General features: G+C 72.9%; 23 protein-coding genes and 1 pseudogene. 19 read left to right on the top strand and 5 right to left on the bottom strand.

The window, feature by feature from the left end:
- Window positions 1-94 precede the first annotated feature (94 nt).
- Entirely contained in the window at window positions 95-1,675 is a 1,581-nt protein-coding gene (locus ACFXAZ_RS01785; protein WP_384583462.1) for an oxidoreductase, read from the bottom strand.
- A 320-nt stretch (window positions 1,676-1,995) separates the two neighbouring features.
- On the opposite strand from ACFXAZ_RS01785, the gene hisD reads away from it, so the two are divergent.
- The 8 genes from hisD to hisF are packed head-to-tail and all read left to right on the top strand — an operon-like array spanning window position 1,996 to window position 7,763.
- Window positions 1,996-3,321 (top strand): histidinol dehydrogenase, encoded by a 1,326-nt coding sequence (gene hisD / locus ACFXAZ_RS01780; RefSeq protein WP_384583459.1) that lies wholly within the window; start codon window positions 1,996-1,998, stop codon window positions 3,319-3,321.
- Window positions 3,318-4,463, top strand: coding sequence for a histidinol-phosphate transaminase (locus ACFXAZ_RS01775; protein ID WP_384583456.1), 1,146 nt, complete (start codon window positions 3,318-3,320; stop codon window positions 4,461-4,463). The genes hisD and ACFXAZ_RS01775 overlap by 4 nt, the downstream gene beginning before the upstream one ends.
- Entirely contained in the window at window positions 4,460-5,053 is a 594-nt protein-coding gene (gene hisB, locus ACFXAZ_RS01770; protein ID WP_382688722.1) for an imidazoleglycerol-phosphate dehydratase HisB, read from the top strand. The genes ACFXAZ_RS01775 and hisB overlap by 4 nt, the downstream gene beginning before the upstream one ends.
- Entirely contained in the window at window positions 5,050-5,214 is a 165-nt protein-coding gene (locus ACFXAZ_RS01765) for a hypothetical protein (RefSeq protein WP_384583453.1), read from the top strand. The genes hisB and ACFXAZ_RS01765 overlap by 4 nt, the downstream gene beginning before the upstream one ends.
- Entirely contained in the window at window positions 5,205-5,852 is a 648-nt protein-coding gene (gene hisH / locus ACFXAZ_RS01760) for an imidazole glycerol phosphate synthase subunit HisH (RefSeq protein ID WP_384583451.1), read from the top strand. The genes ACFXAZ_RS01765 and hisH overlap by 10 nt, the downstream gene beginning before the upstream one ends.
- Complete coding sequence (priA, locus tag ACFXAZ_RS01755) at window positions 5,852-6,580, top strand: bifunctional 1-(5-phosphoribosyl)-5-((5-phosphoribosylamino)methylideneamino)imidazole-4-carboxamide isomerase/phosphoribosylanthranilate isomerase PriA (RefSeq protein ID WP_384583448.1); 729 nt, start codon at window positions 5,852-5,854, stop codon at window positions 6,578-6,580. The genes hisH and priA overlap by 1 nt, the downstream gene beginning before the upstream one ends.
- Window positions 6,577-7,011, top strand: coding sequence for a Rid family hydrolase (locus tag ACFXAZ_RS01750; RefSeq protein WP_384583445.1), 435 nt, complete (start codon window positions 6,577-6,579; stop codon window positions 7,009-7,011). The genes priA and ACFXAZ_RS01750 overlap by 4 nt, the downstream gene beginning before the upstream one ends.
- Complete coding sequence (gene hisF / locus ACFXAZ_RS01745) at window positions 7,008-7,763, top strand: imidazole glycerol phosphate synthase subunit HisF (RefSeq protein ID WP_384583442.1); 756 nt, start codon at window positions 7,008-7,010, stop codon at window positions 7,761-7,763. The genes ACFXAZ_RS01750 and hisF overlap by 4 nt, the downstream gene beginning before the upstream one ends.
- A gap of 265 nt (window positions 7,764-8,028) precedes the next feature.
- On the opposite strand, the gene ACFXAZ_RS01740 is transcribed toward hisF, so the two are convergent.
- A complete protein-coding gene (locus ACFXAZ_RS01740) occupies window positions 8,029-8,664 on the bottom strand; it encodes a TIGR03085 family metal-binding protein (protein ID WP_384583439.1) in 636 nt (211 codons plus the stop codon).
- A gap of 163 nt (window positions 8,665-8,827) precedes the next feature.
- On the opposite strand from ACFXAZ_RS01740, the gene hisI reads away from it, so the two are divergent.
- From hisI to lgt, 11 genes are all read left to right on the top strand, one after another.
- On the top strand, window positions 8,828-9,238 hold the full coding sequence (gene hisI / locus ACFXAZ_RS01735) for a phosphoribosyl-AMP cyclohydrolase (protein WP_384583436.1): 411 nt from the start codon (window positions 8,828-8,830) through the stop codon (window positions 9,236-9,238).
- Window positions 9,239-9,249: 11 nt separating this feature from the next.
- Window positions 9,250-10,737, top strand: coding sequence for an anthranilate synthase component I (locus ACFXAZ_RS01730; RefSeq protein ID WP_384583434.1), 1,488 nt, complete (start codon window positions 9,250-9,252; stop codon window positions 10,735-10,737).
- Window positions 10,738-10,789: 52 nt separating this feature from the next.
- Window positions 10,790-11,434, top strand: a complete 645-nt coding sequence (locus ACFXAZ_RS01725) for a TIGR02234 family membrane protein (RefSeq protein ID WP_384583431.1) — start codon at window positions 10,790-10,792, stop codon at window positions 11,432-11,434.
- 155 nt (window positions 11,435-11,589) lie between these two features.
- Window positions 11,590-11,862, top strand: coding sequence for an HGxxPAAW family protein (locus tag ACFXAZ_RS01720; protein WP_384583428.1), 273 nt, complete (start codon window positions 11,590-11,592; stop codon window positions 11,860-11,862).
- 240 nt (window positions 11,863-12,102) lie between these two features.
- Entirely contained in the window at window positions 12,103-12,570 is a 468-nt protein-coding gene (locus ACFXAZ_RS01715; RefSeq protein ID WP_384583425.1) for a DUF2752 domain-containing protein, read from the top strand.
- Window positions 12,571-12,732: 162 nt separating this feature from the next.
- Window positions 12,733-13,542: an indole-3-glycerol phosphate synthase TrpC gene (gene trpC, locus ACFXAZ_RS01710; protein WP_384583422.1), complete on the top strand. Its 810-nt coding sequence runs from the start codon at window positions 12,733-12,735 to the stop codon at window positions 13,540-13,542.
- Window positions 13,543-13,563: 21 nt separating this feature from the next.
- On the top strand, window positions 13,564-13,788 hold the full coding sequence (gene trpM, locus ACFXAZ_RS01705) for a tryptophan biosynthesis modulator TrpM (RefSeq protein ID WP_384583419.1): 225 nt from the start codon (window positions 13,564-13,566) through the stop codon (window positions 13,786-13,788).
- A gap of 222 nt (window positions 13,789-14,010) precedes the next feature.
- Window positions 14,011-15,300 carry a tryptophan synthase subunit beta gene (trpB, locus tag ACFXAZ_RS01700; RefSeq protein WP_384583416.1) on the top strand — a complete coding sequence of 430 codons (1,290 nt, stop codon included), beginning with the start codon at window positions 14,011-14,013 and terminating at the stop codon, window positions 15,298-15,300.
- A complete protein-coding gene (gene trpA, locus ACFXAZ_RS01695) occupies window positions 15,297-16,130 on the top strand; it encodes a tryptophan synthase subunit alpha (protein ID WP_384583413.1) in 834 nt (277 codons plus the stop codon). Before trpB ends, trpA begins: the two co-directional genes overlap by 4 nt.
- Window positions 16,131-16,359: 229 nt before the next feature.
- The gene (locus ACFXAZ_RS01690) at window positions 16,360-17,133 is read left to right on the top strand and encodes a DsbA family protein (RefSeq protein ID WP_384583410.1); all 774 of its coding nucleotides are present in this window, start codon (window positions 16,360-16,362) and stop codon (window positions 17,131-17,133) included.
- Window positions 17,134-17,233: 100 nt separating this feature from the next.
- Entirely contained in the window at window positions 17,234-18,250 is a 1,017-nt protein-coding gene (gene lgt, locus ACFXAZ_RS01685) for a prolipoprotein diacylglyceryl transferase (RefSeq protein WP_384583407.1), read from the top strand.
- 102 nt (window positions 18,251-18,352) lie between these two features.
- On the opposite strand, the gene ACFXAZ_RS01680 is transcribed toward lgt, so the two are convergent.
- The 3 genes and pseudogenes from ACFXAZ_RS01680 to ACFXAZ_RS01670 form a co-directional block, all read right to left on the bottom strand.
- Window positions 18,353-19,201 (bottom strand): HpcH/HpaI aldolase/citrate lyase family protein, encoded by an 849-nt coding sequence (locus tag ACFXAZ_RS01680; protein ID WP_384583404.1) that lies wholly within the window; start codon window positions 19,199-19,201, stop codon window positions 18,353-18,355.
- Entirely contained in the window at window positions 19,198-20,400 is a 1,203-nt protein-coding gene (locus tag ACFXAZ_RS01675; protein ID WP_384583401.1) for a CaiB/BaiF CoA transferase family protein, read from the bottom strand. Before ACFXAZ_RS01675 ends, ACFXAZ_RS01680 begins: the two co-directional genes overlap by 4 nt.
- Before the next feature lie 15 nt (window positions 20,401-20,415).
- Window positions 20,416-21,670: pseudogene (locus ACFXAZ_RS01670) on the bottom strand (ADP-ribosylglycohydrolase family protein); the annotation flags it as partial.
- Window positions 21,671-21,771 lie beyond the last annotated feature (101 nt).

Genomic DNA, 21,771 nt, shown 5'->3' with positions numbered 1-21,771 from the left:
CGCACCCCCGTGCTCCTCACCGGCACACCCCCACGCCACTCCCCACGCCCCCAGCGCGCGCCCCCGCGCCCCCCTCACCCCCACGCCTCACCCCTCACCCCCTCCGCAGCAACCGCGTGGCCCCCGCCGCCACCGTCGTCGCCAGGACCCAGCCGGACAGGACCAGGCCCGTCGCCAGCCACTGCCAGCCGCCGCGGAGCTGCCAGAAGCCGACCTGGCCCAGGTCGATGACCGGGAGGAGCAGGTCCAGGGCGTACAGGGCCGGGTTCCACGGGGGATCGCCCGCGCTGCCGCCCGCCTGCGGCTTTCCGGCGTACGCGAAGGCCAGGGAGCCCGCCGCCCACAGGACCGCCATCCACACCGCCGCGCGGCCCGGCCGGTAGCCGTAGGCCACCGTGACGTCCTGGGCGTACCCCCAGAGCTTGGCGCCCGGCGGGAGCGTCTCGCGGCGGCGGCGCTGCTTGGCGAGGAGCACCTCGCGGGCGTCCTCGTCCTCGCCGCCCTCGCGCAGCACGGCGGCCAGCCGCTCGTACGGCTCCGGGTTGTACTCGGCGGTCGCCGCCGCTACCCACGCCAGCCGCTCGGCCAGCGGGAACGGGCCCTGCGGCACCAGGTTCTCGTAGGTGAAGCCGCCCATGTGGAGCCTGCCCGGCCCCGGCCATGCGCTCGCCCGGTCGATCAGGATCACGATCCGGGCGCCGGACAGCACCACCTTGCCGCGCTGCGGCGGCTCCCCGAGGAAGCGCAGCTCGGGCACCTGGACCCGGCGCAGCGACAGTTCCTGGTCGTCGGTGAAGACGAACCGGGCCCGCTCCATGTCCACCGCGTCCCCGAACCGCCCGTCGTCCAGCCGGATCCCGCCCCGGCACTCGAAGCGCTGTACCGGCGTCCCGTGCGTCGGCGTCCGCCCGCTGAGCTGGATGCCGCCCAGGCCCGCCGGGGTGAGGTACAGCGTGCGCTCCACGGTCAGCTGCGGGGCGTTCAGCGCCAGCCGGGAGTACGGGTTGGCCAGCCGGGCCCCGCGCAGGCTCAGCGAGACCCCGACGGTGGCGCCGCGCAGGCTCACCTCGCCGTGCGACTCCAGCATCTCCGCCTGGAGGTCCTGCCCGACCGACAGCCCGTCCGCCGCGATCGAGCGCCCGCTGCGGTCCCGGTGCACCACCGCCTGGTTGAGCAGCAGGTCCGTACCGATGTGCGCGTCGGTCAGCCGCACCCCGTTGTGGAAGCGGCAGCGCGGCAGATGCAGATCGCCCTCGGTGTGCACCCGCGCCGCCTCAAGACGCGGCACCGAGCAGTCGATCAGCCGGACCGTGCGGAACCGCGCCTCCGGCAGCAGCACCTCGCCCTCGAAGCGGCAGCGGCGCAGCTCCACGTACGGCTCGACCACCCCGCCCGCCAGGTCCAGCGTGCCGCTGATCCGCGCGCCGGTCAGCTTCAGCGCGGCGACCCGGCCCGCGAGCGGCGGCGGGCCGTCCAGGAGCAGCCAGCACACGATGCGCGCCCGCACGGTCCGCGTGGGCCCCCACGGGTGCCCGCCGTGCGGGTCGTCCGCAGCGCTGTCGCCGCTGCTCAGGTCGTACTCGCCGCCGGTGCGGTAGGCCCGCCACAGGCCGGCCTCGGTGTCGGTCAGATCCTGCGGCGGCTCTACGGTCCGCAGGCCGGCCCCCTCGGTCACGGTGTCCTTCCTCCCCGGTCCCCGACCGGTCCATCGCTGGTCCTCGGCTGGTCCTTCGCTGGTCCTTCGCCGCTGCCGCGCCCTCGCTGCTGCGCCCTGTGGGTCGCACGGGGTCGCACAGGTTCGTACAGCCGTTCATGCCCGCTGGGTGACGGATTGAACACGGAAAGTGAAGAGGATCGTGGTTGATTTCACGGGCGGTCACCGCCAGTTGTGTCGATCAGTTGTGTCGATCACCGCGGCGCCGGTGCGGGCGGGGTCTGTATCAACCATTGATACGCGCGAACGGTGTCCGACGGCGGTCTGCGAGAATTGACCCCGTGATCTCCCGAATCGATCTGCGCGGCGACGCCCTCCCCGAGGGACCCGCCCTGCGCGACCTGCTGCCCCGAGCCGACTTCGACGTCTCGGCCGCCCTGGACAAGGTGCGTCCGATCTGCGAGGCCGTGCATCATCGGGGCGACGCGGCGCTGATCGACTTCGCGGAGAAGTTCGACGGCGTGCGGCTGGAGCGGGTGCGGGTGCCCGCCGAGGCGCTCACCGAGGCCCTCGCGGGACTCGACCCGGCCGTGCGGGCGGCGCTGGAGGAGTCCATCCGGCGCACCCGCATCGTCCATCGCGCGCAGCGCCGTACGACGCACACCACCCAGGTCGTGCCCGGCGGCACCGTCACCGAGAAGTGGGTCCCCGTCGACCGGGTCGGGCTGTACGCGCCCGGCGGACGGTCCGTCTACCCCTCCTCCGTGATCATGAACGTGGTGCCCGCGCAGGAGGCCGGCGTCCCGTCCCTCGCGCTCGCCTCCCCCGCCCAGCGGGACTTCGGCGGGCTGCCGCACCCCACCATCCTCGCCGCGTGCGCCCTGCTCGGCGTCGACGAGGTGTACGCGGCCGGCGGCGCGACGGCCGTCGCGATGTTCGCGTACGGCACCGAGTCCTGCCCGCCCGCCAACCTGGTCACCGGCCCCGGCAACATCTGGGTCGCCGCCGCCAAGCGCTACTTCACCGGGAAGATCGGCATCGACGCCGAGGCCGGGCCGACCGAGATCGCGATCCTCGCCGACGACACGGCCGACCCGGTGCACGTCGCCGCCGACCTGATCAGCCAGGCCGAGCACGACCCGCTGGCCGCCGCAGTCCTGGTCACCGACTCGATCGAGCTGGCCGAGGCCGTGGAGAAGGAACTGGCCCCCCAGGTCGTCGCCAGCAAGCACGTCGAGGACCGGATCACGCCCGCGCTCAGCGGCAAGCAGTCCGCGATCGTGCTGGTCGACGGCGTCGAGGACGGCCTGCGCGTGGTCGACGCGTACGGTGCCGAGCACCTGGAGATCCAGACCCGCGACGCCACCGCCGTCGCCGACCGGGTGCGCAACGCGGGCGCGATCTTCATCGGCCCCTGGGCGCCGGTCTCGCTCGGCGACTACGCGGCGGGCTCCAACCACGTCCTGCCCACCGGCGGCTGCGCCTGCCACTCCTCCGGCCTGTCCGTGCAGTCCTTCCTGCGCGGCATCCACCTCGTCGACTACACGCGCGACGCGCTCGCCGACGTCGCCCATCACGTGGTGACCCTGGCGGAGGCCGAGGATCTGCCCGCGCACGGCGCGGCGATCAAGGCGAGGTTCGACTGGAAGGTTCCCGAGGGCAAGTGAGCGGCAACACCGCACCGAACGCCGGGGGCCGGCCCCCCGTGCGCATCGACGACCTCCCCGTCCGCGCCGAGCTGCGCGGCAAGACCCCGTACGGCGCGCCCCAACTGGACGTGCCCGTACGCCTGAACACCAACGAGAACCCCTACCCGCTGCCCGAGCCGCTCGTCGAGCGGATCGCGGAGCGGGTGCGGGAGGCGGCCCGCCACCTCAACCGCTACCCGGACCGGGACGCGGTCGAGCTGCGCACCCAACTCGCCGCCTACCTGACCGACACCTCCGGGTACGAGGTCGGCCTCGCCAACGTCTGGGCCGCCAACGGCTCCAACGAAATCATCCAGCAGCTGCTCCAGACCTTCGGCGGGCCCGGCCGCACCGCGATCGGCTTCGAACCGTCGTACTCGATGCACGCGCTGATCGCGCGCGGCACCGGCACCGGCTGGATCTCCGGGCCGCGCGCCGAGGACTTCACCGTCGACCTGCCCGCCGCTGAGCGGGCGATCGCCGAGCACCGGCCCGACGTCGTCTTCCTCACCACCCCCAACAACCCCACGGGCAACGCGATGCCGCCCGGGACCGTCCTCGCGCTGTACGAGGCCGCGCAGGCCGCCAAGCCGTCCATGGTCGTGGTCGACGAGGCGTACATCGAGTTCAGCCACGGCGACTCACTGCTGCCGCTGCTCGAAGGCCGCCCGCACCTCGTCGTCTCGCGCACGATGTCCAAGGCGTTCGGCGCGGCCGGCCTGCGCCTGGGCTATCTCGCCGCGCACCCGGCCGTCGTGGACGCGGTCCAGCTGGTCCGGCTGCCCTACCACCTCTCCGCCGTCACCCAGGCGACCGCGCTGGCCGCCCTGGAACACACCGGAACCCTGCTCGGCTACGTCGAGCAGCTCAAGGCCGAACGGGACCGGCTGGTCGCCGAACTGCGCGCCATCGGCTACGAGGTCACCGCGTCCGACGCGAACTTCGTGCAGTTCGGCCGGTTCGAGGACGCCCACGAGGTCTGGCGGAAGATCCTCGACCGGGGCGTGCTGGTCCGGGACAACGGCGTACCGGGGTGGCTGCGGGTCACCGCCGGGACACCCGAAGAGAACGACGCGTTCCTCGACGCGGTCCGTGAGCTGAAGAAGGAGCACGAAGCATGAGCCGCACAGGACGCGTGGAGCGGACGACCAAGGAGACCTCCGTCCTGGTCGAGATCGACCTCGACGGCACCGGGAAGGTCGAGGTGGCGACCGGCGTCGGCTTCTACGACCACATGCTCGACCAGCTCGGCCGGCACGGTCTGTTCGACCTGACCGTGAAGACCGAGGGCGATCTGCACATCGACACCCACCACACCATCGAGGACACCGCCCTCGCCCTGGGCGCCGCCTTCAAGCAGGCCCTCGGCGACAAGGTCGGCATCTACCGCTTCGGCAACTGCACGGTCCCGCTGGACGAATCCCTCGCCCAGGTGACCGTCGACCTGTCCGGCCGCCCGTACCTCGTGCACACCGAGCCCGAGAACATGGCGCCCATGATCGGCGCCTACGACACCACCATGACCCGGCACATCCTGGAGTCCTTCGTCGCCCAGGCGCAGATCGCGCTGCACGTGCACGTGCCGTACGGGCGCAACGCGCACCACATCGTGGAGTGCCAGTTCAAGGCGCTGGCCCGGGCCCTGCGCTACGCCTCGGAGCGCGACCCGCGCGCCGCCGGGATCCTCCCCTCCACGAAGGGCGCCCTGTGAACGGCACCTCCACCCTGCTGATCATCGTCGGCCTGTTCCTGGCCGGCGGGGTCTACTCCTTCGCCAAGCAGAAGATGCCGAAGAACCTGCTCGTGCTGCTCTCCGTCGGCGCCGCGATGTGCCTGGTCGCGGGCGTGCTGCGACTGGAGGTGTGGAGTTGACCGCTGCCAAGAGCGTCGTGGTCTTCGACTACGGCTTCGGCAATGTGAGGTCCGCCGAGCGCGCCCTCGCCCGCGCGGGCGCCGACGTCGAGATAACCCGCGACTTCGACAGAGCGATGAACGCGGACGGTCTGCTGGTGCCCGGCGTCGGCGCGTTCGCCGCCTGCATGAACGGGCTGCGCGAGGCGCGCGGGGACTGGATCGTCGGGCGCCGGCTGGCCGGCGGGCGCCCGGTGATGGGCATCTGCGTCGGCATGCAGATCCTCTTCGCGCGGGGCATCGAGCACGGCGTGGAGACCGAGGGCCTGGACGAGTGGCCCGGCTCTGTCGAGCCGCTCCAGGCCGAGATCGTGCCCCACATGGGCTGGAACACCGTCGACGCCCCGGCCGGCTCCGCGCTGTTCGCCGGTCTCGACCCGGACGCCCGCTTCTACTTCGTGCACTCCTACGCGGTCCATGACTGGACGCTGGAGATCACCAACGCCGCCCTGCGCGCCCCGCTGGTCAGCTGGACCACACACGGCGAGCCGTTCGTGGCGGCCGTCGAGAACGGCGCCCTGTGGGCCACCCAGTTCCACCCCGAGAAGTCCGGCGACGCCGGCGCACAGCTGCTGACCAACTGGATCGGAACCCTCTGATGACCGCGAAGCTCGAACTCCTCCCCGCCGTGGACGTCCGCGACGGCCAGGCCGTGCGCCTGGTGCACGGCGAGTCCGGCACGGAGACCTCCTACGGCTCCCCGCTGGAGGCCGCCCTCGCCTGGCAGCGCGCGGGCGCCGAGTGGCTGCACCTGGTCGACCTGGACGCCGCCTTCGGCACCGGCGACAACCGCGAGCTGATCTCCGAGGTCACCCGGGCCATGGACATCAAGGTCGAGCTGTCCGGCGGCATCCGCGACGACGCCTCGCTGGCCGCCGCCCTCGCCACCGGCTGCACCCGCGTCAACCTCGGCACCGCCGCCCTGGAGACCCCCGAGTGGGTCGCCGGGATCATCGCCGAGCACGGCGAGAAGATCGCGGTCGGCCTCGACGTACGCGGTACGACCCTGCGCGGCCGGGGCTGGACCCGCGACGGCGGCGACCTCTACGAGACGCTGGAACGCCTCGACAAGGAGGGCTGCGCGCGGTACGTGGTCACCGACATCGCCAAGGACGGCACCCTCCAGGGCCCCAACCTGGAGCTGCTGAAGAACGTCTGCGCGGCGACGGACCGGCCGGTCGTGGCCTCCGGCGGCGTGTCGTCGCTGGACGACCTGCGGGCCATCGCCGACCTGGTACCTCTCGGGGTGGAGGGCGCCATCGTCGGCAAGGCCCTCTACGCGAAGGCGTTCACCCTGGAGGAAGCCTTGGAGGCGGTGTCGTCATGACGTCCCCAGCCGTGCGGCGCGCACAGGGCGAGAGTCCCTGGGAGGAGACGTTCGGCTCCGCGCGGGCCGTCGCGGCCGGGGACCGGGTGCTGGTGGGCGGCACCACGTCCTTCCAGGGCAGCGTGCTCTACGGGGAGGGCGACCCGTACGAGCAGGCCAAGGTCGCGTTCACCAGCGCGATCGAGGCGATCGGCGAGTTCGGCCTCGGTATCGGGTCCGTGATCCGCACGCGCGTGTACCTGTCCCATCCACGGGACGTGGACGACGCGGCCCGCGCCCACAAGGAACTCTTCGACGCGGTGCGTCCGGTGACGACCCTCCTGGTGGTGGAGGGGTTCGTCGACCCGCGCATCCTGGTCGAGGTCGAACTGGAAGCGTTCAGAGGCGCTGCGGACGCCGACGTGAGTGCGAGAGGAGCCGTGGAGTCATGACCCTGGCGGTCCGAGTCATCCCCTGCCTGGACGTGGACAACGGCCGGGTCGTCAAGGGCGTCAATTTCCAGAACCTGCGCGACGCGGGCGACCCCGTCGAGATGGCCAAGGTGTACGACGCCGAGGGCGCCGACGAACTGACGTTCCTGGACATCACCGCGTCCTCGGGCAACCGGGAGACCACCTACGACGTGGTGCGCCGCACCGCCGAGCAGGTGTTCATCCCGCTGACCGTCGGGGGCGGTGTGCGCACCACCGAGGACGTGGACAAGCTGCTGCGGGCCGGTGCCGACAAGGTCGGCGTCAACACCGCCGCCATCGCCCGTCCCGAGCTGATCCGGGAGATCGCCGAGCGGTTCGGCCGTCAGGTGCTGGTGCTGTCGGTGGACGCCCGCCGCACCGCGTCCGGCGCCTTCGAGGTGACCACCCACGGCGGCCGTCGGGGCACCGGCATCGACGCCGTGGAATGGGCCCACCGGGCCGCGGAACTGGGCGCGGGCGAGATCCTGCTCAACTCCATGGACGCGGACGGCACCAAGGACGGCTACGACCTCGAAATGATCGCGGCCGTCCGTAAGCAGGTCACCATCCCGGTGATCGCCTCCGGCGGCGCGGGCCGTCTCACCGACTTCCCCCCGGCCATCGAGGCGGGCGCGGACGCGGTCCTGGCCGCCTCCGTCTTCCACTTCGGCGACCTGCGGATCGGCGAGGTCAAGCAGACCTTGCGGGAGGCGGGCCACCCGGTGCGGTGAGGCTGTCCGGGGGCGGACGCTCCCGCGTGGCCGCCCGGGGGCGTACGGGGTGTGAGGTGCCCTCCCGCGCCTGCGCGGGGGCCTGTGTGGGAGAGAGGCCGCCGCGCCCCCTACGCCCGCCCCAGGGGCCGCACGGGGACGCGAGGCGCCCTACTGCGTCTGCCGCGCGGACCGTGTGCGTCCCAGGTGCCGTACGGGGGTGGGGGCACTCCTGCGGTCCGCCGCGGAGGTCGTACGGGGGTGAAGTACCCCCCGCCTCCGCCGCTCAGATCCCCAGCTGTTTGGCCTCCCGGAGCTTCGCGATGGCGCTCTCCTCGCCCTCCAGGGCCACCCTGGCCGCGCCCTGGCGTCCACAGACGAACAGGAGCAGCTCGGAGGGCTCGCCCGTGGCGGTGACCACGGGGGCGCCCTTGTGGGCGATCGCGGTCTGGCCGTCGGGGCGGCGCAGCACCAGGCCAGTGGGTGCGGTGCGGCCCATCAGCCGGGCCGTGCGCTCCAGACGGGACCACAGGGCGTCCTGGAACACCGTGTCCAGCTCCCGGGCGGTCCAGTCGGGCTGGGCGCGCCGGACGTCCTCGGTGTGGACGTAGAACTCGACGGTGTTGGACGCCTCGTCGATCTGCTTCAGGGAGAACGGGGAGAAACGCGGCGGACCGGTACGGATGAGCTGGATCAGCTCCTCGTACGGCTTCGCCGTGAACTCCTCCATCACCTTGTCCAGGCGCGACGCGAGCTGCTTGATCAGGATGCCGCCGGCGGCATCGGGGCGGCGCTCGCGCACCACCACGTGCGCGGCGAGATCACGGGTGGTCCAGCCCTCGCACAGAGTGGGGGCGTCCGGACCGGTGGTCTCCAAGAGATCTGCGAGCAGAAGCCGTTCACGCTTGGCAAAGGTCGACATGCGTTCAGCCTACGACCGGGCACCGACAACGCCCAGCGGACGCACGCGCGCGGGTGGCCCCGCGCGCCTGCGACACCCCACGATCCCGCTGGGGCCACCCCACCGTGTCCGGTCACCGGACAGACACCCTCGGTCGCCGCCCGCGCGCGGCACAATGGCTGGCATGACCAGTACGCCGTCCCCCAGCGGGCCCAGCGGCCTCGACCCCGAGATCGCCGCCCGCCTCAAGCGCAGCGCGGACGGGCTCCTGCCCGCCATCGCCCAGCAGTACGACACCGGTGAGGTGCTGATGCTGGGCTGGATGGACGACGAGGCGCTGCACCGCACCCTGACCACCGGCCGCTGCACCTACTGGTCGCGCAGCCGCCAGGAGTACTGGGTCAAGGGCGACACCTCCGGCCACTTCCAGTGGGTGAGGTCGGTCGCCCTGGACTGCGACGCGGACACCGTCCTGGTCCAGGTCGACCAGGTGGGCGCCGCCTGCCACACGGGCGCGCGGACCTGCTTCGACGCGGACGTGCTCCTCAAGGACGGCACCGGCGCCGATTCCGGCGTACCGGGCGCGGATCAGTAGGGTCGGCCGCCATGGACCTCGACACGTTCCGCAAGCTCGCCTCCGACCGCCGGGTCATCCCGGTCACCCGCAAGCTGCTGGCCGACGGCGACACCCCGGTCGCCCTCTACCGCAAGCTCGCCGCCGAACGCCCCGGCACCTTCCTGCTGGAGTCCGCGGAGAACGGCCGGACGGCGTTCCAGTGGTCGCGCTACTCCTTCGTCGGCGTCCGCAGCGCCGCCACCCTCACCGAGCGCGAGGGCCGCACCCACTGGCTGGGCACACCGCCCGCGGGCGTCCCCGCCGACGGCGACCCGCTCGCCACCCTGCGCGCCACCATCGAGGCCCTGCACACCCCCCACCAGGACGGCCTGCCACCCTTCACCGGCGGCATGGTCGGCTATCTCGGGTACGACATCGTGCGCCGCCTGGAGAAGATCGGCCCCGGCGACCGCGACGACCTCCGGCTGCCCGAGCTGACCATGCTGCTGACCAGCGATCTCGCCGTCATGGACCACTGGGAGGGCTCCGTCCTGCTGATCGCCAACGCGATCAACCACAACGACCTCGACACGGGCGTGGACGAGGCGTACGCCGACGCGGTGGCCCGGCTGGACGCCATGGAGGCCGACCTCGGCCGCGCGGTCGCCCAGCCGCCCGCCGTGCTGCCGCCCTCGGAGCTGCCCGAGTACACCGCGTTGTGGGGCGGCCCCGACTTCCGGGCGGCCGTCGACGACATCAAGGAGCGCATCCGGGCCGGAGAGGCGTTCCAGGTGGTCCCCTCCCAGCGCTTCGAGACGCCGTGCACGGCGAGCGCGCTGGACGTGTACCGGGTCCTGCGCGCCACGAACCCGTCGCCGTACATGTACCTCTTCCGCTTCGACGGCTTCGATGTCGTCGGCTCCAGCCCCGAGGCGCTCGTCAAGGTCGAGGACGGACAGGCCATGGTGCACCCCATCGCCGGGACCCGGCACCGGGGCGCGACCCCGCAGGAGGACCAGGCCCTCGCCGACGAACTGCTCGCCGACCCCAAGGAGCGCGCCGAGCACCTGATGCTCGTCGACCTGGGCCGCAACGACCTGGGGCGGGTCTGCGAGCCCGGTTCCGTCGAGGTCGTCGACTTCATGTCCGTCGAGCGCTACTCGCACGTCATGCACATCGTCTCCACGGTCACCGGCCGGATCGCCGCCGGCCGCACCGCCTTCGACGTGCTCACCGCCTGCTTCCCCGCGGGCACCCTCTCCGGCGCCCCCAAGCCCCGCGCCATGCAGATCATCGACGAACTCGAACCCTCCCGGCGCGGCCTGTACGGCGGCTGCGTGGGCTACCTGGACTTCGCGGGCGACTCGGACACCGCCATCGCCATCCGCACCGCCCTGCTCCGCGAGGGCACCGCCTACGTCCAGGCGGGCGCCGGGATCGTCGCCGACTCCGACCCGGTCGCCGAGGACCAGGAGTGCCGCAACAAGGCCGCGGCGGTGCTCCGCGCGGTCCATACGGCGAACCGGCTCGCACAATAGGGCGCTTCTCACGTGAACCCCGCGTGACACGGGGCGGGGGAGGCAAGCGATAGTGGAGTACGTGACTGCCGTACCTCACCCCCGCACCGTGGCCGTCGGCTCCCTCCGGGCCGGCCGGCTCAGCCTCGCCCTCGCCCTGATGTTCGGCGCGCTCGGCGCGGCCGTGGCGCTGCTGGCCACCCGGCAGCAGTGGTCGGCGGGCACCGCCACCGTGGCCGGCGGCGACTTCCCGCTCACCGCCAGCGGCAGCGATGTCACGGGCGTGCCCGCGGCGCTGGCCATAGTGGGACTCGCCGCCATGGTCGCCGTCTTCGCCGTCCGCCGCACCGGTCGCTACGCGGTCGCCGCCCTGCTCGCCCTGTCCGGCGCCGGCACCCTCGCCGCCGCGCTGCTCGGCGCCTCCGACAGCGCCGCCCTCGACGAGAAGGCCGCCCAGGCGTCCGGCGACACCGCCGCCACCGTCGGCTCCCTCAGCCACACCGCGTGGCCCTACGCCGCCGCTGTCGGCGGCGCCCTCATCCTGCTGGCCGGACTCCTCGCTCTGCGCTACGGCCGCTTCTGGCCCGCCATGTCCGGCCGCTACGAGCGCGCCGGCGCCCCCCGCCGGGCCCCCGCCCCGCTCGACCCCGACCGCCCCGAGGACCTCTGGAAGGCCCTGGACCGCGGCGAGGACCCCACGGGCGGCGACAAACCCTAGGGACCTTCGTCCCGGGCCGCAGGTCCCGATGTGGCGAACGGGACACGATCCGGGCCGACCCCCGCGTCCCGCACGCGCGCGGGTACGGGACAATGGAGCGAGAGCGTCCCGCTCGACACGCACACAGCCCACGCACAGCAACGAGGAGCAAAGCAATGGCGGACAGCAGCCACGGTCACACCCCGGCCGCATGGACGGGTGCCGGCATCGTGTTCATCGGGTTCTGCGTGGCGGGCGTCTTCATGGTGGCCGACAACCCGCTCGGCTTCTGGGGCGGCATGGCGATCACCCTCCTCGGCGGCGCGGTCGGCGGCATCATGCGCGCGATGGGCCTGGGCCTGCCGAAGAAGAAGCCGCTCAAGATGGTGCAGGTCGCGCCCGCCAAGCGGCCCGCCGTGACCCGCGAGCCGGTTCCTGCGGAGAGCTGACCCGTCGTACGGGGTGGGGGCCGGCGGAGGTGGTTGGCCGGGTGCGGGTAGTCGGTGGCTGGTCGCGCAGTTCCCCGCGCCCCTGAGGCGTCACGGCTGACCCCCGCTCACCTGCCGAGGACATCGCCGCCCCCCCCCACGAGCGCCCTCCACCCCAACCCCCTCAGGGGCGCGGGGAACTGCGCGACCAGCCCCCACGCATCCGCACCGAGGGGGCGTCCGGTCGCCCCGCGCGGCACAATGCGAGGCGTGACCGCCGACAGCCCGCGCGTGAATCCCGCCCCCGCCCCTGGTGCCGCAGCCGCTCCCGCCTCCGTGGCCCGGCGGCTCGCCACCCCCGTCGGGGTGATCGTGGCCCTCGGGGCCGCCTTCGCCTATGTCGGTGCCGTCGACCCCAACGAGCCCGGCCACTATCCCGCCTGTCCGCTGCTCCAGTACAGCGGCATCTACTGCCCCGGCTGCGGCGGTCTGCGCAGCGCGTACGCCGTCGCCCACGGCGATCTCGCCACCGCCTTCCAGGCGAACGCCGCCGCGGTCCTCGGCTACGCCTTCTTCGCCGTCGTGTGGACCGTCTGGGTGGTTCGCGCGGCGCGCGGGCGGCCGATGCACATCGACCCGCATCCGGCCTGGCTGTGGGCGGCGGGCGCCGCGCTGCTGGTTTTCACGGTTGTCCGGAACTTGCCCTTCGGTGGCTGGTTGCATCCTTGATCATTTACTGTCCGTCCAGGTAGTGGGACCGGCGTCAACCTGATTCGGGGCCTACGCCTTCCTGCGGATACCATCGCTATGACCACCGGTTTCCGTCCCCGGGCCGCAGCGGCCCGCAGGGCGAGGACCGAAGCCCGAACCGTCTGGAAGGGGGCCGCTCGCGTGAGTGTGCTCGACGAGATCATCGACGGAGTCCGTGCCGACCTCGCGGAGCGGCAGGCGCGCGTCAGCCTCGACGAGTTGAAGGAGCGCGCGGCGAAGGCTCCCGCAGCCCGGGACGGTGTCGCCGCGCTCCGGGGCGAGGGCGTCAAGGTCATCTGCGAGGTCAAGCGCTCCAGCCCCTCCAAGGGCGCGCTCGCCGCGATCGCCGACCCGGCGGGACTGGCCGCCGACTACGAGGCGGGCGGCGCGGCCGTCATCTCCGTCCTCACCGAACAGCGCCGCTTCGGCGGCTCGCTGGCCGATCTGGAGGCCGTCCGCGCGCGGGTGGACATCCCCGTGCTGCGCAAGGACTTCATCGTCACCTCGTACCAGCTGTGGGAGGCCCGCGCGTACGGCGCCGATCTCGCGCTGCTGATCGTCGCCGCCCTGGACCAGCCCGCCCTGGAGTCGCTGATCGAGCGCGCCGAGTCCATCGGGCTCACCCCGCTCGTCGAGGTCCACGACGAGGACGAGGTCGAGCGGGCGGTCGACGCGGGAGCCAAGGTCATCGGCGTCAACGCGCGCAACCTCAAGACCCTGGACGTCGACCGCGGCACCTTCGCGCGCGTCGCCCCCGAGATCCCGGCCGGCCTGGTCAAGGTCGCCGAGTCCGGCGTCCGCGGCCCGCACGACCTGATCGCCTACGCCAACGACGGCGCCGACGCCGTCCTGGTCGGCGAGTCCCTGGTCACCGGCCGCGACCCCAAGTCCGCGGTGGCCGACCTGGTCGCGGCGGGCGAACACCCGGCACTGCGCCATGGCCGGGGCTGACCCCCGGTAGGCTGACGCCCGATGACTCTCACCGTGACCACCGTGGACCGGCACGCGCGCCTCGCGCGCGGTTGCCGTCCACGGGGCTGCCGCGCCCCGGCGAGGCGGGTCCACGGCCGCAGGGTGCGGTACGTCATCGGCGACGAGCCGGGCCAGGTGAACGGCCGCCGATGGCAGCGCGCCCTTCAGGGGCGCGTCCGTGAAATCCCGTCCGGCCGGCGACACCTGGCACCGCGTTCCCGCTGAGGCTCTCCGCCTCGCGGCGCACGGCACCGGGTGTCGCGAGCCCCGCCCCCCGCGGGCGGACGACGCCACTTCGCGGACACGCCCCAGGGGCGCGGGGTCCTGATCGAGAGGCGGCCACCGCCGCGCGGGCGCGACCCGCCACCGGCGGCACGCGGCCGACACACCACCCCCGCTCCCACGGCGACTAGTGCATTTCCCACACACTCACCGTGAGGTACTGGCATGCCCAGCGACTACTTCATCCCTGACCCGGAGGGTCACATCCCCAGCGCCGAGGGCTACTTCGGCGCCTTCGGCGGCACATTCATCCCGGAGGCCCTCGTCGCCGCCGTGGACGAGGTCGCCGTCGAGTTCGACAAGGCCAAGCACGACCCGGAGTTCGCCCGCGAGCTGGACGATCTGCTGGTCAACTACACCGGCCGGCCGTCGGCGCTCACCGAGGTGCCCAGGTTCGCCGAACACGCCGGTGGCGCGACCGTCTACCTCAAGCGCGAGGACCTCAACCACACCGGATCCCACAAGATCAACAACGTCCTCGGCCAGGCCCTGCTCACCCGGCGGATGGGCAAGACCCGGGTGATCGCCGAGACCGGCGCCGGACAGCACGGCGTCGCCACGGCCACCGCCTGCGCCCTGTTCGGCCTCGACTGCACGATCTACATGGGTGAGATCGACACCCAGCGCCAGGCACTGAACGTCGCCCGGATGCGGATGCTCGGCGCCGAGGTCATCTCCGTGAAGTCCGGCAGCCGCACCCTCAAGGACGCCATCAACGAGGCGTTCCGGGACTGGGTCGCCAACGTCGACCACACCCACTACCTCTTCGGTACGGTGGCCGGCCCGCACCCCTTCCCCGCCATGGTCCGCGACTTCCACCGGGTCATCGGCGTCGAGGCCCGCCGCCAGCTCCTGGAGCGCGCCGGACGGCTCCCGGACGCCGCCATCGCCTGCGTCGGCGGCGGCTCCAACGCCATCGGCCTGTTCCACGCCTTCATCCCCGACGAGGGCGTCCGCCTCATCGGCTGCGAGCCCGCCGGGCACGGCGTCGAAACCGGCGAGCACGCGGCCACGCTCACCGCCGGGGAGCCCGGCATCCTGCACGGTTCACGCTCGTACGTCCTCCAGGACGACGAGGGCCAGATCACCGAGCCGTACTCGATCTCCGCCGGACTGGACTACCCGGGCGTCGGCCCGGAGCACTCCTACCTGCGCGACAGCGGGCGCGGCGAGTACCGCGCGGTCACCGACGACGCGGCCATGCAGGCGCTGCGCCTGCTGTCGCGGACCGAGGGCATCATCCCGGCGATCGAGAGCGCGCACGCGCTCGCCGGGGCCCTGGAGGTCGGCAGGGAGCTGGGCAAGGGCAGCCTGATCGTGGTCAATCTGTCCGGACGCGGCGACAAGGACATGGACACCGCCGCCCGCTACTTCGGGCTGTACGACACCGACGCCGACGCCGAGGTGGCCGCGGACGCCGCCGACACCGCCGAGATCGAAGGGGACGCCAAGTGAGCGGGAGCAGTGGGAGCAGCGGGAACATCCAGTTGCTGACGGACACCCTCGCCGCCGCGAAGGCGGAGGGCCGGTCCGCGCTGATCGCCTATCTTCCGGCCGGGTTCCCGACCGTGGACGGCGGTATCGAGGCGATCCGGGCCGTGCTCGACGGCGGCGCCGATGTCGTGGAGGTCGGGCTGCCGCACAGCGACCCCGTGCTCGACGGCCCGGTCATCCAGACCGCCGACGACATCGCCCTGCGCGGCGGTGTGCGGATCGCCGATGTGATGCGCACGGTCCGCGAGGCCCACCGGGCCACCGGAAAGCCGATCCTGGTCATGACGTACTGGAACCCGATCGACCGCTACGGCGTCGAGCGGTTCACGGCGGAGCTGGCCGAGGCGGGCGGCGCGGGCTGCATCCTGCCCGATCTGCCGGTCCAGGAGTCCGCGCTGTGGCGCGAGCACGCCGAGAAGCACGGCCTGGCGACCGTCTTCGTCGTCGCGCCCAGCAGCAAGGACGCGCGGCTCGCCGAGATCACCGCGGCGGGCAGCGGCTTCGTCTACGCCGCCTCGCTGATGGGCGTCACCGGCACCCGCGCGTCCGTGGGCGCCCAGGCCGAGACCCTGGTCGGGCGCACCCGCGCCACCACCGACCTGCCGGTCTGTGTCGGCCTCGGCGTCTCCGACGCGGCCCAGGCCGCCGAGGTGGCGGGCTTCGCCGACGGCGTGATCGTCGGCTCGGCCTTCGTCAAGCGGATGCTGGACGCGCCGGACCACCCGGCCGCCATCGCGGCGGTCCGGGAACTCGCCGGGGAACTGGCGAAGGGCGTGCGCGGGCAGGCGTAGGGCGTACGTGGGCGGGTGCGGGGCGTGCGAGGGCGGGTGCGGGGCCGCCGGAGTCGGCCGTGGGGCTGCCCTCGGTCGGGCCGCCTCGGCCGCCCTGACCGGCAGGGGATAGCGGGATTTTTCCTGCCAGATCCCTGTCCCATTCCTGCCGGAATCGTGCCAGGTCACTCGAACGGGTGGACCTGGGGCCGGGGAGGCGCGGCGCGCCTCCCCGGTTCGTTTCCGGGGTGTGAGCGAGAAGAACCGTGACGGAAAGCGCACCGCCCGTGAGCGGCTGGCGGTGGAGCGCGAGAAGCAGAAGGCCGTGGACCGGCGCAGGCGCACCCTGATCGTCGGTGCGAGCGTGGTCTGTGTGCTGGGCCTGGCGGCGGTGATCGGCGTGGTCGCCGCCAACGCGGGAAAGGACACCGGCGGCAGCGCGGGCCCGGTGGTCGCCCCCTCCGGCGCCCAGGGCGAGGACGGCCTGGCCATCCCGGTCGGCGAGCAGAGCGCCAAGTCGACGCTCACCGTCTGGGAGGACTTCCGCTGCCCGGCCTGCAAGTCCTTCGAGACGACCTACCGCCAGACCATCCACGAGCTGACGACCGCAGGCCAGCTCAAGGTCGAGTACCACCTGGCCACGATCATCGACGGCAACATGGGCGGCACCGGCTCCCGCAAGGCCGCCAACGCCGCCGCCTGCGCCCAGGACGCCGGCAAGTTCACCGCGTACCACGACGTGCTGTTCGACAATCAGCCGCCCGAGACCGATGACGCCTTCGCCGACAACGCCAAGCTGATCGAGCTGGCCGGGAAGGTCGACGGCCTCGACACCCCGGCCTTCCGCACCTGTGTCCAGGACGGCACGCACGACGCCTGGGTGGACAAATCCAACGCCGCCTTCAGCAGCGGCGGCTTCACCGGCACCCCGACCGTCCTGCTCAACGGCACCAACATCTACCAGGACCAGACCATGACCCCGGCCAAGCTGAAGCAGCTGGTGCAGGAGGCCGACAAGGGCTGATCCGGCGGCGGGCGGCCGGGCCGGGCGCCCGCCTGTTATGCACCCGTAGCCGGAGCGGCTTGCCGTGCGGCCCGTCCGGCACGGTAGCGTCGTCCTTGCCATGGAAATTGCCTACATCCCCAGCCCGTCGCGCGGAGTGCTGTATCTCGGCCCCATTCCGCTGCGCGGCTACGCGCTCTGCATCATCGCCGGTGTCTTCGTGGCCGTCTGGCTCGGCAACCGGCGCTGGATCGCCCGCGGCGGCCGGGCCGGCACCGTGGCCGACATCGCGGTCTGGGCGGTGCCCTTCGGCCTGATCGGCGGCCGGCTCTACCACGTGATCACGGACTACGAGCTGTACTTCAGCGAGGGCCGTGACTGGGTCGACGCCTTCAAGATCTGGGAGGGCGGCCTCGGTATCTGGGGCGCGATCGCGCTCGGCGCGGTCGGTGCCTGGATCGGCTGCCGCCGCCGGGGCATCCCGCTGCCCGCCTACGCCGACGCCGTCGCCCCCGGAATCGCCCTCGCCCAGGCGATCGGCCGCTGGGGCAACTGGTTCAACCAGGAGCTGTACGGACGCGAGAGCGACCTCCCGTGGGCGCTGCACATCACGTCCTCGGCGGACGGCCGGGTCCCCGGCTACTACCAGCCGACGTTCCTGTACGAGTCCCTGTGGTGCGTCGGCGTCGCCGTGCTGGTCATCTGGGCCGACCGGCGCTTCAAGCTGGGCCACGGCCGGGCCTTCGCCCTGTATGTCGCCGCGTACTGCGCGGGCCGCTTCTGGATCGAGTACCTGCGCGTCGACGACGCCCACCACATCCTCGGCCTGCGGCTGAACAACTGGACCGCGCTGGTGGTGTTCGTCCTCGCGGTGGTCTACATCGTCGTCTCGGCGAAGAAGCGGCCGGGCCGGGAGGAGATCGTCGAGCCGGGCGCGTCCGACGGGGACGGACCCGGTGAGGCCGGGGAGGCCGCCGCCGGAGCGAGCGACGCCGAGGGCAAGGGTCCGCGGGACACGGCTTCCGAGGACGCGTCCGAGGATGCCTCGAAGGATGACTCGGAGAGTGCTTCGGAGGGGTCCGACGGCAGGGAAGAGGTCGCCGCCGACGCCTCCGGCGATCGGTTGAAGAAGAGCTGAAGAAGAGCTGAAGACGAGCTGAAGAGGATCTGACAGCAGGTCCTACGACGGTCAGGGCGCCCCGGGATTCCAGGGCGCCCTTCGTCGTGCGCGGGCGGTGGGCTAGCGGCGGTGGGCCAGGGACAGGGTGCGGTGGGCCTGGGCCGTGACCGCCGGGTCGATGAAGGTGCCGTCGGGGAGGGACTGGGCGCCCGTCCGCCGGGCCGCCGCCTCGGCGATCGCCTGCGCCTGCTCGATCTCCTCGGGGGTGGGGAGGTAGGCGCGGGCGATGACCGGGAGCTGGCGGGGGTGGATGGCGGCGCGGCCCAGGAAACCCAGGGCGCGGCCGTGCGCGCAGGTGGCGGCCAGGCCGGTCAGGTCGCGGGTGTCGGGGTGGACCGACTGGGGCGGGGGCGGCAGGGCGGCTGCCCGGGCCGCCACGACGATCCGGGAGCGGGGCCAGTCGAGAGCGGTGTCGTCACGGACGCCGAGATCGGCGCGGAGGTCCGCCTCGCCCAGGGCGAGCCCGGCCACCGCCGGGTGGGCGGTGGCGATGGCGTAGGCGTGTTCGATACCGAGGGCCGATTCCAGGAGGGGATGGAGGGGCGGGGTCCGTCCTTCGGCGGCGGTGGTCCCGGCGATCCGGACGAGCTGGGCCGGTGCGGTGACCTTCGGCAGGCGCAGCGCCGCGAGGCCGGGAAGGGCGGCCAGGGCCTTGAGGTCCAGGGCGGCCCAGGGACCGTCGAGGGCGTTCACCCGGACGTGCACCGGGACCGGTGGCGGGTCGGCCAGCAGCTCGGCGGTGGCGGCCCTGGCGTACTCCTTGCGGTCGGGCGCGACCGCGTCCTCCAGGTCGATCACCACGACGTCGGCGCCGCAGGCGAGGGCCTTGGCGACTCTCTCCGGGCGGTCGCCGGGAACGTACAGCCAGGTCAGTGGGGGTACAGGGGTTCCAGGGATCTCGCGGGTCATACGGCGCCCTCGGCGCGTAGGGCGGTGAGGTCGGCGGGGGTGAGGCCCAGGTCGGTGAGGACGGTGTCGGTGTCGGCGCCGTGCGGGCGGCCGGCCCAGCGGATGGCGCCGGGGGTCTGAGAGAGGCGGAAGAGGACGTTCTGCATGCGCAGGGGGCCGAGGTCGGGGTCGTCGACGGTGGTGATGGTGTTCAGGGCCGTGTACTGCGGGTCGGTCATCACATCCCGTACGTCCTGGATGGGGGCGATGGCCGCCTCCGCCTTCTCGAAGGCGGCGAGGACCTCCGCGCGGGGGCGGGCGGCGATCCAGGAGCCGACGGCCTCGTCCAGGAGGTCGGCGTGGCGGGCCCGGTCGGCGCCCGTGGCGAACCAGGGTTCGTCGATCAGGTCGGGGCGGCCGACCAGCCGCATCACGCGCTCGGCGACCGACTGGGCCGAGGTGGAGACGGCGACCCAGGTGCCGTCGGCGGTGCGGTAGGTGTTGCGGGGGGCGTTGTTCGCGGAGCGGTTGCCGGTGCGCGGCTGGACGTGGCCGAGCTGGTCGTACCAGGTGGGGTGCGGGCCCAGGACGGTCAGGATCGGCTCGATGAGGGCCATGTCCACGACCTGGCCCTGTCCGGTGCGGTCGCGGGCGGCGAGCGCGGTGAGCACCGCGTACGCGGTGGCCAGGCCGGTGATGGAGTCGGCGAGGCCGAACGGCGGGAGGGTCGGGGGCGCGTCGGGCTCGCCGGTGATCGCCGCGAAGCCGCTCATGGCCTCGGCGAGGGTGCCGAAGCCGGGGCGGTGGGCGTAGGGGCCGAACTGGCCGAAGCCGGTGACGCGGGTGAGGACCAGACGGGGGTTGGCGGCCGACAGTTCCGGCCAGCCCAGGTCCCATTTCTCCAGGGTGCCGGGGCGGAAGTTCTCGATGATCACATCGGCGGAGGCGGCGAGGCGCAGCAGGGTGCGTCGGCCGCCGGGGCGGGAGAGATCGAGGGTGATCGTGCGTTTGTTGCGGCCGAGGAACTTCCACCACAGGCCGATGCCGTCCTTCGAGGGGCCGTGGCCGCGCGAGGGGTCGGGGCGGGTGGGGTGCTCGACCTTGATGACCTCCGCTCCGAAGTCGCCGAGGAGGGTGGCGGCGAGGGGACCGGCGAAGAGGGTGGCGAGGTCGAGGACGCGGAGGCCGGTGAGGGGGGTGGTGGGGGGTGTGGGGGACATGGGGTGGGGGGTCTCCTAGTGGGAGAGGTCGGCGGTGAGGTCGGCCAGGGTGTCGAAGCCGGTGCCGTTGAAGTCGGCGATGGAGGTGGCGAGGCGGTTCTTCAGGGGGGCGGTCCAGCGGTCGGGGAGCGCGGTGGGGGAACCGGCCAGCAGGGCGGCGATGCCGCCGGCGGTGGCGCCGTTGGAGTCGGTGTCCCAGCCGCCGGAGACCGCGCGGCAGATGGAGCCGGTGAAGTCGCCGTCGGCGTGGGTGAGGGCGGCGGCGATCAGGGCGGTGTTGGGGACGGCGTGGACCCAGTGGTAGGGGGCGTGGCGGGTGTGGAGTTCGTCGACGACCGTGTCGAAGTCGTCGTGGGTTTCGGCCAGTCGGATCGCGTGGGTGATGGCTTCGGCCAGCCGGGAGCGGGGTGGGATCACCGTCAGGCCGGTGCGCAGGCTGGTGTGGATGTCGGCGGTGCCGGTGGCCGCGGTCGCGATGGTGGCGGCGGTGAACATGGCCGCGTAGACGCCGTTCGCGGTGTGGGTGAGGGTGGCGTCGCGGTGGGCCTGGGCGGCGGCGGACTCGGGGGCGCCGGGGTTGGTCCAGCCGTGGACGTCGGCGCGGATCAGGGCGCCGATCCATTCGCGGAAGGGGTTGCGGTGGCGGGCGGTGTGCGGGGGTTCGATGCCGGTGAGGAGGTTGCGGTAGGCGACGCGTTCGGCGGTGAAGGTGCGGCCGGCGGGGAGTTCGTCCAGCCAGAGGCGGGCTACGTCGGTGGTGGTGAAGGCTTTTCCGTGGCGTTGGAGCAGGAGGAGGTTGAGGAGGGGGTAGTTGAGGTCGTCGTCCTCGGGCATGCCGTCGATGTTCTCGGCGAGGGAGGTGGGGGCGGAGCGGCGGTTCCAGGGGTGTTCGGTGAGGAGGGCCTGGGGGACGCCCCTTGCGGTGAAGTAGGTGGTGAGGGGCCAGTTGCCGGTGGATTTGGCGAGTTGGCGGATGCCGGTGAGGGGGAGTTTCTCGACCGGTTTGCCCAGGAGGCAGCCGGCTGCTCGGCCTAGCCAGGCGGCGTGCAGGCGGGTGCGGTGGGTGGCGGTGGGGATAGGGGTGGGGGGCGTGTCGCTCGCCTGCGTCGGCGGGGTGCCGCTGGAGAGGATCGACGGGAGGTCTGTTGGTTCTGTTTCTGTCAATGTGCTGGGGAGGTCTGCCAGTTCGTCCAGGAGGTCGGTTGCGAGGAGGCGTAGGTAGCGGGTGGATGGGGTGGGGGAGGCGCCTGCTCGGGTGGGGGGCGGGGGGCCGCCCGCCGCGCGCCCCCGGGCGGCGGGCTATGTGGGGGCGCCGCCCGCGGGGGGCGCGGGGGGCCCCCCGACGACGGTCACGGTGTCGCCGTGGGAGGC

The organism is Streptomyces sp. NPDC059477 (assembly GCF_042749375.1).
GTDB lineage: Bacteria > Actinomycetota > Actinomycetes > Streptomycetales > Streptomycetaceae > Streptomyces.
This window is presented reverse-complemented; position numbering and strand designations above follow the sequence as displayed.